Annotated in this window: 6 protein-coding genes and 4 pseudogenes; 6 read left to right on the forward strand and 4 right to left on the reverse strand. The window is 53.0% G+C overall.

The window, feature by feature from the left end:
• A pseudogene (locus tag C449_RS01935) lies at positions 1-200 on the reverse strand (IS5/IS1182 family transposase); the annotation flags it as partial.
• Positions 201-232: 32 nt separating this feature from the next.
• Positions 233-393, reverse strand: a pseudogene (locus C449_RS19035) (IS6 family transposase); the annotation flags it as partial.
• A 313-nt stretch (positions 394-706) separates the two neighbouring features.
• Here C449_RS19035 and C449_RS01940 point away from each other — a divergent pair.
• Together C449_RS01940 and C449_RS17665 are read left to right on the forward strand one after the other, a co-directional pair.
• Positions 707-1774, forward strand: a pseudogene (locus tag C449_RS01940) (ISH3 family transposase); the annotation flags it as partial.
• Between the two features lie 671 nt (positions 1775-2445).
• Positions 2446-3507 (forward strand): hypothetical protein, encoded by a 1062-nt coding sequence (locus C449_RS17665; RefSeq protein ID WP_152415628.1) that lies wholly within the window; start codon positions 2446-2448, stop codon positions 3505-3507.
• A 21-nt stretch (positions 3508-3528) separates the two neighbouring features.
• On the opposite strand, the gene C449_RS17330 is transcribed toward C449_RS17665, so the two are convergent.
• Both C449_RS17330 and C449_RS01945 read right to left on the reverse strand, forming a co-directional pair.
• Positions 3529-4674 (reverse strand): glycosyltransferase family 4 protein, encoded by a 1146-nt coding sequence (locus C449_RS17330; protein ID WP_080504876.1) that lies wholly within the window; start codon positions 4672-4674, stop codon positions 3529-3531.
• Positions 4675-6147 carry a lipopolysaccharide biosynthesis protein gene (locus C449_RS01945; RefSeq protein WP_006076198.1) on the reverse strand — a complete coding sequence of 491 codons (1473 nt, stop codon included), beginning with the start codon at positions 6145-6147 and terminating at the stop codon, positions 4675-4677. It abuts the gene before it with no gap.
• Between the two features lie 272 nt (positions 6148-6419).
• Between C449_RS01945 and C449_RS01950 the strand changes: the two genes are divergently transcribed.
• The 4 genes and pseudogenes from C449_RS01950 to C449_RS17335 form a co-directional block, all read left to right on the forward strand.
• Positions 6420-7706 carry a sulfatase gene (locus C449_RS01950; protein WP_049913824.1) on the forward strand — a complete coding sequence of 429 codons (1287 nt, stop codon included), beginning with the start codon at positions 6420-6422 and terminating at the stop codon, positions 7704-7706.
• Positions 7707-7958: 252 nt separating this feature from the next.
• Positions 7959-8789 (forward strand): hypothetical protein, encoded by an 831-nt coding sequence (locus C449_RS01955; RefSeq protein ID WP_006076200.1) that lies wholly within the window; start codon positions 7959-7961, stop codon positions 8787-8789.
• Between the two features lie 258 nt (positions 8790-9047).
• On the forward strand, positions 9048-10463 hold the full coding sequence (locus tag C449_RS01960; protein ID WP_152415629.1) for a hypothetical protein: 1416 nt from the start codon (positions 9048-9050) through the stop codon (positions 10461-10463).
• Positions 10464-10659: 196 nt separating this feature from the next.
• A pseudogene (locus C449_RS17335) lies at positions 10660-10859 on the forward strand (IS5/IS1182 family transposase); the annotation flags it as partial.

A 10859-nucleotide genomic window follows, 5' to 3' on the forward strand; every position in this document is an offset into this window, starting at 1 on the left:
ACGCCGGGCATCTCACTGGGTAAATCCACCGCAACGCGGTAGGATTTGCCCAGTTCGATGTGGAGTGCATGCAGCGTGAGCATCGCCCATTTGGCGTACCCGCAGACCCCGAAGGGGGTGGCGGGTTCGTCCGGGTTAGCGACAACTGATTTAGCCTTAGCGACCGCAACACGCGTGAAGAGACAGATTTCGGATGTCAAACCAATCTGTCTCTTCGCTTTCCACGGCACTGCTAGATTGAACTCTCCTGTTCGAGTGCTTCGATCGGCGGTTGATTCTCCAACGCTTGGTGGCTCCGGAGATGATTGTAGTAGGCGGTGTAGGAAGTCAGCTCAGCGCAAGCGCTGGCTGACTGCCCTTCCATGCTTCGTAGAATCGGCCGACGCGCATGGTCGGTAGTTCCCAATCGAGTTGAGAGGCGGAGCTAAAGCGCCGATCTGATTGGAGAAGGTGTCTGGTTGAGTGAATGTGTTAGAGTTGCCTCAACCAGACGGCTTCCTTTCGGCGTGGGACGTCAAAGGTGTAGCGGCGGATGTGATCGGAGAGCTTCCCCTGCCAGGGATCGAGGGCTGAGTGGTCTGCGCAACAATTGAACCCTTCCAGGATACGCGTGAGAAGTACTGTTGAATCGGTAGACGGAACTGGAATGAGGAGGGAGCGGTGCCTCACCCAGTTCAGGTGTTCAAAACTTACGCAGATCACTCCACCCCTCGATCCTGGCGACATCTGGTCCACCGTTATCCTTGCCAGCGTCAATCAGACCTCTATCCGAGAGGTCTGCCCCGAAAACCACGAGGCTCCCTGCGACGACACCGTCTTTGACTGGCTCCACACTCTCGATCGGGGATGGCTCGAATTCGCCGCTAACCTTCTGTTCATGCAGTTGGCCTTGGCGATCCTCGACCGCTCGGGGTCGAGGATCGTCTCCATCGATTTCGTCGACAATCCCTATCATGGCGTTCATCTCGACGAGGAAGGCGAACTCTGCCGAATGAGTCCCAAAGACGGCACCACTACCTGCCACCGCTACTGCACCGCCTACCTCGTCTCGAACGGCAAACCGATCACGCTCGCGATGACGTACGTCCGCAGTGACGAGAAGCAGGCCGACGCGGTCGAGCGCGTCCTCGACCGCGTCGAAGCCTATACCTTCGAGATCGAGCTGTTGCTGGCTGATTCCGGCTTCTACAATGAACGCGTCATCCGCCGCTCACAAGAGATCGCCGCGACAGTCGTGCCGGTCGCCGAGAAAGGCGACCGGCTCGAAGAGAAGCTTGAGACGCACAAATCGTACATGACGACCTACCGGATGTACAAGGACAGCGAGCGGGAACTCCGCTTCCCGCTCGCGGTTTCAGTCTCGTATCAGAACGGCGATCGTGGCAAGCACGGAGAAGTGGTTCGAGGGTACGTGGCGTGCGATCTGGGCGATCGCACGCCCTCACAGGTCGAACACTGCTATCGCAAACGGTCGGCGATCGAATCCAGCTATCGGCTGTATCGGAGCGCACGAGCGGTAACGTCGACGCAAGACCCGATCGTGCGGTTTGCGTTCGTGGTGGTGAGCTTCCTGTTAGAGAACCTGTGGTTAGTGCTCCGATGGGCGGTCGTCGCCCGCCCACGTCGGGGCGGGCGCGACCTCCCTGAGGAGTTCACGTTCTCGGTGTTTTGCGACTGGATCCGACACGCACTGGAGGAGGAGCTGGAACGGCGGTGGAAGATCGAGATGAACGGAGTCGGCGTGCCGGATGCGTACACCTCGGCCGCGGGCTGAGGCAAGCCCGCGGCCTCGGGGGGTGCCCTTCGTGAGCATCAGCTGTCGGCTGGATTCGTGAGGAGTCGATGCTGGGCAGCGTTGAGTACGCAGCAGCGTTTCTGACCTCCAGTGAACCGGTCCACTTCGACGGTTACCTCGACAACTCACCGATTCAGAGGAGGTGGTGAGATTTCAGTTGGGAACTACCGAGAGTTCTTCGAGCATGGTTCCAACTGCCTCGAAGAACTCCGCTCAGTTCAACCTCAATCTAGCAGTGCCCTTTCTACGGCAATAACGCAGTCGTAGCCATCGCGTCTAGCGAAACTATAGAGACTAAAAACCTAATACACCTCGGCATTTCCACCATATAATATTTCATACACAAATAAAACAATTGATGTTTGGAGAGCGAGAGTTTCCTGGGCTACAACGAGTGATCTTCTACGAGTTGAAAGAAACTTTTAAGTTGTCAGCGCGGATCCGGTTTCGATATCAACATGAAGAGTCATGAATTACATTTTGATTATCCACCAGGGAGCGTTGTCAAAACCGATTGCCTCCGTGACGTGAATGCAGGTATATACCCCAGTTATTATACTGTTCTGGATGGGACTGTCCTTGCATCGACGTCAGTAACAGAAATAATATCTCATCTCGGGGATTTTTCGATAAACCCTGATTACAATGCGATGGAGTTTGCGAATGTCGGCAGCGATCATGACACAAGTTTATACAACCGCCTAAAGGCTATACTGCCTCCTCAGTTGAAAGGTGGGATTCCATCGAGCACCAAACTCCTCGCCAGAAAATGGACTGGATACGAAAAATCATGGTACGAAGGGCGTGGGACAATTGACGAACGAATTTATCGGTTGCGACCATTTGAAGAAATAAGCTCTATGGGCCGGAATATTAGCTTTGAACCTGATTTCTCACTTTCCTCGGACAGCAAACTTATCAAATTGACAGCCATACACCTAGAAAGTTATATAAACGAAATTGAAAGAAAATACCCAGAATATCATAATATCATATTAATGGGGGGGAAAGACAGTCAAATAATAGGGCTGGTTCCGAAAATCACGGATAGCTGGAGTGTTTTCAGCGCTGATCCGAATTTCCCGCTTGTTCAGAAATTCATCAAAGAAAATGATATTAAGGTTGAAAAATTATATCGATACGATGGGAAAAACAGGGAAGATAGGGCGACACTCACTCGTAAGATGATTTGTTCGGACTTGCGGGCTGATCCTCGACATATTCGGTGGCGCAGACGTTTGAGGGAAATTGCCGACTCATATGATTCAAAATGCATTTTTTGGTCTGGCACGGAAGCAGACACAATCTTTAGTCACTTCCCCTTATACCATAACCAAAACCGAGAAGAATATTTCTCGCGTCATTTCACAAGAGCAACTAATTTCCAGGGAACAACCCACCAGACCACAAAAAATTTCACCGGTTGCCCAATGATTTCTCCGTATCACTCCGAGCGGTTCTGGAGAACAGTCATGGAACACTACGATCCGGGTATGATTTCAAAGAACACGGACTTGCGTAAAAGATTGGGTGAGAGAGTAGCCGGGCAGTCGGTAAGTTGGCCAAAAGCGAACCCTGCTCCGGACCCATATAGATACGACTATTCAGTGAATGGTTATCAGATGTACGTTGACTATATCAAATCTATCGTTAACGACCCTCGACAAAGCGTGATTTCTAATCGGGAGCGTCAGCCGTCAGATTCAGCGTGATGCTTTGGAAGTTGAGTTTGACTAGGGGTTGTTTTGGTGAAGTATTTCTTCGACTAGTTTTCTGATTTCTTTTCTAAATCGGTCTCGTCCGAAGCGTTCTTCAATGTCATTTAATTGTCTCGAAAGTCCCGTCTGTAGTTTGGGATTCGAGAGTACCCGATCGATTTTCCCGACTGCCTCATCGGCCGTTTCGTAAAGTAGTTCTGCGCGTTCGTGGACGATTTCGCGTTGACCACCGCCGTTTGGAACGAATGGGATGGTACCACCCGCGGCCAGTTCTGCGACGGCCATCCCGAAGTGCTCATGATCTGTGCCGTGGATTCCGTATCGATGTGTTGAAACTAATTCAACCAGCTTGGTACGACTGATCTCTCCTTCTAACCTCACGAAGTCGTGGTCTCTAGCCACTGTCTTGATACGCTCCGCGTAACTGCTATCAAGTGAGGGACCAATAACATGAATGTGGGTATCGTGCCCCCGGTCACGCAATCGTTTGGTGATGTTAATACTTCGAAGGACGTTTTTATATGGGACTAATCGACCGATAGTGACAAAGCCATTTTCGCGTTCTGTCCACGGTGTATTCACAAACTCAGTCGTATCTACCGGTGGGTAAACTACTTCCGGCCGTGTCCCGTACGTTTCTTCCGTCACCCCTGCAGTCCATGCCGAGTTAGCCAAAAGACGACTACTACCAATCATTTTCATATCAAACCCTTCTATAAGCTTAGATATTTCGTCGTATATCCCCGAGGAAGAATCGGTATTTTCGTTCTTCGCCCATCGTCGGAAATGAGGCATATGAATATATTGAAGTGACCGACCTGAAAGGCTCAGTTCGTTATACGTACAAAAAATCAAATCGAACTCATCGGACCGCTGTGCTACCAAACGAGAAACTAACGCATTTTTCATCAAATGGAATCTTTTAGTACTTTTGTACAAGGCGGGTGTCATCCATCCGATTTGCTGTATCTCGATTTTCTGCTCGCTGACAGCTGTGTTGTAGTAACTATTCAACCCACTAATGTCAGGGTTTGTAAGAGATAGTAGTGTAACGTCGTAGTGGTCCTGCAGGGCTTCAAGCACGTTCATTCCGACTCCCTCCGCACCGCCTTTCTCCATCAGATTGTGATGCACGACGGCAATTCGCTTTGTATCAGTCATCTATTGCTCCCATATCTGCTCAATGATAGTGGATACTTCCTCTGTTCGGAACTCGTTTAGGACGTACAGTACGGAGACATAGAGAACGATGCCGAGCCCGGCTGTAGTGAAAGCTCGCACAAGAGTGTATGTGTCTGAAATATAGAGCATCACAGAGGGAGCGGCCATAGCGATACCACCGACGATTGTGTTCCGGATCGTGCGGGTCGGAAGTTGCCAACGGATGGACCATCTTGAGGCGATATAGGCGAAGATGGCGTATGAAGCAAAGCTAATTGACGTTGCGACCGCCGCGCCAAGATAGCCATATGTCTTGATGAGAAGAACGTTGAGTACGAGGTTTAATATCACCGCACCGCTGACACCCAGGACCATAACTTCAGTCCGTTCTTTTATTTCGAATCCAGTGTGTCCGAGTAGGGCTGCATTCCAGAGGAACATCCCGGGAGCCACAATGACGATGACAAGATATCCTTCTTGGTACTGTTCTGCCAAGAGAAGCGTGCTTAGCGGCCAACTCATTACTGCGGCGAAGATAGTTGCGGGGATTCCAATAATGAAGAAATATCGCGTGAAATCCGTCATAAGATCGCGGATTTTCCCAGTATTCTCGCCGTCCCATGTGTTCATCATCAGCGGCTGGGCTGCCTGCCCGATCGGTGTGAGCGCAAGGAACAACCCACGCTGGACGAGGGAATAGTTTGGTGCATATACACCAAGAGAACTGGTCCCACGGAAAAACTCGATGAGTACTCTGTCGGCGAACTGGAGTAGTGTCATACCGAGCAACCACCCGATCATCGGAAACCCATACCGGGCAAAACGAGTCAGCAATTCCGATTGCATATGTGGGGAAAATTTCAAAACCCCAGATTCACGCGCCATGAGAATGGAAATGAGAAACAAGGTGAGTGCGTGCCCCCACATCCAGCCGACGATGCTATCTAACACGAACACTGCGAGGACAACAGCAAACACGAGTTTCATCACCCCAAGCAACAGTTTGTATTTTGTGAACGAGTTGGACTGGAGTCGAATCCGAAACAGTACGTTGAGCGTCCGGAACGTACCCTGACCTAACACAAGCGCCGCCGCTGCGAAATAAAATTCCTGGTAATCACCTAGAAACTGATCGAAGAGCAGATATCCGGCGACCGTACCGATCACGACGACCAAGCCAGCGACAAGGAACACCGAGAGGACGTTTTCGACCAGTTCGCTGTCGTCGAGCTGCGGTTCGAAACGGGAGATCGACTGCTGGATCCAGCCGAATCCAAGTGTGCTAAGCAGTCCGACGAACGTCATCGCGAGCGCGTATCGGCCGTAGGCCACCGGTGGAAACACACGAGTGAATAACATCAAGGCAACCACTCCCAACAGCGAGGGAACGATCTGTGCTACCGAGTACAGCCCGAAGTCTTGGGTAAACTTCTGAAATATATCCTCTAATTTCCCCTCTCTCGACTGCTTCATTCGGTGTGACGTATTCAACATCGTCGTAACAATGTTCCGAACTCATTTTCGGAGATTCCTCATGACGAGGTGCTTCGGAGTGACGAACACTGTTGGTCGTTCTGTGGGTGAGTTCGTCGTGCCGATTCGAAATTCCACTTAGTACGGCGGCAAGTCTCGACCGACTAGCTGAGAAAGAGCCAGTCACTCGATTTCACTCATCAGTCGACGCTTGCGAGCACACTTAGTAAGACACGAAAGCTTGAAGCGAACACTCCTACAGAGACCCAACAATGAGTACTCGGAGCGTGGTGCTGATTACTGTCGACTCGTTGCGATCCGACCATGTTGGTTTCCTCTCCGATACAGTTGAAAACACGCCACAAATGGACGCACTGGCTAACGATGCAGCCCTCGCTACCGACGCCACAGCACCGAGTTCGCACACGCGTGCCTCCGTTCCTGCACTGCTAACGTCTCAGTATTCACATCGTTACTTTGCCAACTTTTTCCACGACATCGAAGCACCGACACTATCGACGTATCTTTCCGAGGCGGGGTACAACACGGCCGCCTTCCATTCAAATCCACTGATTTCACGCCATTTCGGCTATGACGAAGGGTTCGACGAGTTCTACGATGGGCTCCGGTTCGTCGAATCGACGCAGCTGCCCGAGACGGTCACTAGTATGTACTCGAAGTTGCTTCGACTGCTGAGCCGATTCCCTTACGAACCGGCAGAAAGTGTCACGAAGCGGGCCCGAAAGTGGCTTTCAGAGGCCCAGGAGCCGTTTTTCTTATGGGTGCACTATATGGATCCGCACGGCCCGTACGCACTCAACAGGCAGTTAGGATACCTCGATAAGTATCGCTCCGAGCGTCTCTGGCAGAAAGCAGTGACGTCTCCCGATGAAGTGAGTGATGCCGAGCGAGATCGGCTTAGAGCTGCATACCGGGACGAGGTCGGTCACACGGACAAGTATCTCGGAAAACTCATCGAGGCCGTTGACGGGATGAATGAGACGATATTGGCCTTGACCGGCGACCACGGCGAGGAATTCTACGAACATGGTCAGTACTCTCACCCTGCAGAGTTGTACGAAACCACAACGAACGTGCCACTAATTGTTGACGTTCCCGGTAGTGATGGAACCGATACCCCGACAACACCGTTGAGCGGTCTGGATATCGTACCAACCATACTCGATGCGCTCGACATTGAGCCACGAACGGGATTGGCGGGCGAGAGTCTTATACCTACACTATCGGGTAGACGGTTGGACCGCGAGCAAGTGATAGCGGAGACGAACCGAGGACAAACCGCTGTATTCGGGGTTCGAACGCAGCGATGGAAGTATATCGTCGCCGAGGAAGGGAAAGAACTGTACGACCTCTCCGTCGATCCCGGCGAGCAGAACGATCTCTCCGGGACTGAGCCAGCGATCGAGTCACGGCTGGAAGAGCACCTCGCCTCGCATGTGGATTCTCACGATGTCGAGGGGGGTGACAAGCTAGCGACGGTTGCGGAAGAGATGGATACCGAGGTTCGTGATCGACTCAACGACCTCGGTTATTTGTGAGACGTAGAACTCCATGCGGGCAAACAGAGCCGGGGAGAATTGCGTTGGTCGAACTCGACCGCGGCTGTAAATATCGTGGCCAGTAGTAGTAGTGATAATCGACGATTCCCGATGCGAACGCTTAAGTCGTGACACTAAGTGGGAATCGGTGTGCTAGACCGCCTTTGTACCCGAATCGCTACCCGGAACCTGCCTGATAGACGGGCAGTCGCACGCCAGTTAGTCCGGTGGCGGTGTGCGGCCCGAAATCAGATGGGATATGGCGACGATGGAATCGCTGTTTTCGATCAGGATTGGGACGTGCTCATTATCCTCGATGCCTGTCGATACAATGCCTACAAGAAGCACGCCTCGCTTCCTGGTGATCTTCGTGCGGTTACGTCACAGGGATCAGTCACGCCCGAGTGGATTCGCAAGAACGTCGGCGGTCGCGACCTTACGGATACGGTGTTCGTTTCGGCGAACGGCCGGTATCTCAAACTCGCCGACGAACTCAACGCGCGGTGGCACGCGTTCGAACCCGTTGTCGAGGACGAACTTGCGGACGCCGAGAAGTCGCTGTTGGTCGCTCCGCCGAAAGCCGTGACCGAGCAGGCACGCGTGGCGCTAGAACAGTATCCACGCAAACGGATCGTAATTCACTACGTCCAGCCCCATACACCGTATCTCGGGCCACTCGGTCGGGAACACTTCGAGCCAGGACGAAACCTCCAAGACCTCAGCACGGACCCGACGCTTGATCGCGACCTTATCCTTGATGCCTATCACGAAAACTTGGAGCTCGTACTCTCGTCGGTCGAGGAACTGCTCGATACCGCCGGTCCGGACATCGGTCGGGTCGTCGTCACGTCGGACCACGGTGAACTGCTCGGCGACCGACTGTGGCCGCTACCGGTCCGTCAGTGGGGCCATATACCGGATCTACATCACCCATTGCTCGTTCGAGTTCCGTGGCATCGCCTCGACGTTGGAGCACGGCGGGATGTCATTGCTGAAGAACCCGCCGACGAGGCGATGACGGATGAGGGAAACGAACAGGAGCGACTAACTGAGCACTTGCGGGCTCTCGGATACGCGGAGTAACCACACACAGTAGCCGCCCCATTATGACCTGCTCTCTGCCCTCGAAAGACACATCAAGTATTTATTCCAGTATCGCAACTACTTTACGGATGACTACCGCCAGTGATCTCTGCTTTCGATAAAATAGGTCTGGCTTCGAATTTTATATAATTCCCAACTCTAGTCTACGTCTTGACAACCGAGGCCAAATATTGTTGTGGTGATTTGTAGCGATCGATTTATGAACTTGGAAGATCGTTATTATTGCCCATAGTATCTATGACAGAGAGACAAATACAAGAGCGACTTGGAGCACTCGAAAACCGCATCGAGACGCTTGAAGCGGAGAATCAAGCATTAATGGAGATGGTTGAGTCTGACGACGGCTCACCGGACGCCACGCGCCGACAGGCCCTCGGGTTACTGGGTGGAGTCGGACTCGGTGGCGGTCTCGCGGCGTCGTCGCGCCCGGCGACGGCTGCGTCCACGAGCGGGCAATGGGAGGATACCGACAACGACGATCTCTTAGAGCTGCCGAATCACGCCGGTATCGACGGCGTGAACAATGTTCACATCGTGGAGCCGGGAGGTTCGATCCAGGCGGCCATCGACGAGGCTGCCGGCGCGAACGACGGACACGCCGTAGTCCGATTGTTCCCAGGGACAGGGTACAACGAGGGATCGGAGATTCACCTTCGACCACAAGTGACGCTCGATTTCAATGGTGGGTTTCTCAAGCTCGGATCAGATCACAACGGCATATTCGTCGACAACGGCGCACAGATCCACGACGCAACCATCAAGATCACGACGAACGGCAGTTACACGTCGTCGGCCGTCGTTCTCGACACGTCTCGGGCAGAACATGGTACCTACGGTGTTACCAGATACCGCTCGGGCGTACACGTGGAGGCGACGATCGAGGGGGAGCGGAAAAGCGGACGCGGGCTCGAACTGAACGACGCGGCGAGCAACGGCATCCAGATCGGCAACCGGTTCGACCTGAGTATTGTAGCGTGTGATACCGCTGTCTATGCCCATACTGGCGACAACAACGGATACATCAACGGCATTGAGGCCTACTTCGCCATTGTGAACCCACGAATCGGCCTCGATATCAAAGGGACTGGAGAGTTCAACTGCGAACTCAATGGAGCGATGCAGCCACTGAACGAGACCGAAATCGGCATCCGCAACGCGACCGGCAGACTCGGCCCGACGTGGTACGGACAACTGTGGGATTCCTGGCGGTTCACGAAGAATGCACTTGTCGGCGAACAGATCACCGTTATCGGTTCGACGTGCCGTTCACTCAAAGGGAACACTGATGGTTCACATCAACAAATGGGAATGTCGTTCAGGGGCAGTCGGATAAACATGTACGACTATGAGAGTGACACGAGGTGGATACTGGATAACAACAAAAAATCGAACGACTTCCGAATCGGTGCTGTTGACGGGAGCGGCAACACTGAACGATATCTGCGGATAAAACAGAACGGAAAGATAACACCCGCGAAGGACGGCTGGTTACAAATTTACCCGGAAGACCTCCGATACCGGAAACCGCGCGGGGCGGGCGAGATCGCCGTCGCTAATAACAGCGCGACAGACTCAAGCGGACCCGAACTAGCTATCGCTGGAAACGGGGGTAACTGGAACCTCTGGTATGGCGACAAGATATACCCGGAGTGATCGATTCAACGCCCAATTCACGAGCTTTGATTGCCCGTATTGGATAAGTATCGATTCGGAGAGTTCGAACTAGAGTAGTCGTAGGGTGCTGACGCCGGCACTTCCTCCTCTAAATATTGTGTTTGGCTCTGTAGTTTCGCTAGACGGAGCCGCCGCGACTGCGTTATTGCCCTCGAAAGCGAAGAGACGGAGTGTTGTGACTTCGGAATTCCGTCTCTTCACGCGTGTTGCGGTCGCTAAGGCTAAATCAGTTGTCGCTAACCCGGACGAACCCGCCGATCCCGAAGGGGGTGGCGGGTTCGCCGAGTGGGCGATGCTCACGCTGCATGCACTCCACATCGAACTGGGCAAATCCTACCGCGTTGCGGTGGATTTACCCAGTGAGATGCCCGGCGT

This window comes from Halococcus saccharolyticus DSM 5350 (genome assembly GCF_000336915.1).
In the GTDB taxonomy this organism is placed as follows: Archaea; Halobacteriota; Halobacteria; order Halobacteriales; family Halococcaceae; genus Halococcus; species Halococcus saccharolyticus.

Bases quoted from the DNA above. Each gene is read 5' to 3' on its own strand.
- C449_RS01955 (WP_006076200.1), top strand. From the start codon at position 7,959: ATGGGATATGGCGACGATGGAATCGCTGTTTTCGATCAGGATTGGGAC.
- C449_RS17330 (WP_080504876.1), bottom strand. From the start codon at position 4,674: ATGACTGATACAAAGCGAATTGCCGTCGTGCATCACAATCTGATGGAG.
- C449_RS01950 (WP_049913824.1), top strand. From the start codon at position 6,420: ATGAGTACTCGGAGCGTGGTGCTGATTACTGTCGACTCGTTGCGATCC.
- C449_RS01945 (WP_006076198.1), bottom strand. From the start codon at position 6,147: ATGAAGCAGTCGAGAGAGGGGAAATTAGAGGATATATTTCAGAAGTTT.
- C449_RS17665 (WP_152415628.1), top strand. From the start codon at position 2,446: ATGGAGTTTGCGAATGTCGGCAGCGATCATGACACAAGTTTATACAAC.
- C449_RS01960 (WP_152415629.1), top strand. From the start codon at position 9,048: ATGACAGAGAGACAAATACAAGAGCGACTTGGAGCACTCGAAAACCGC.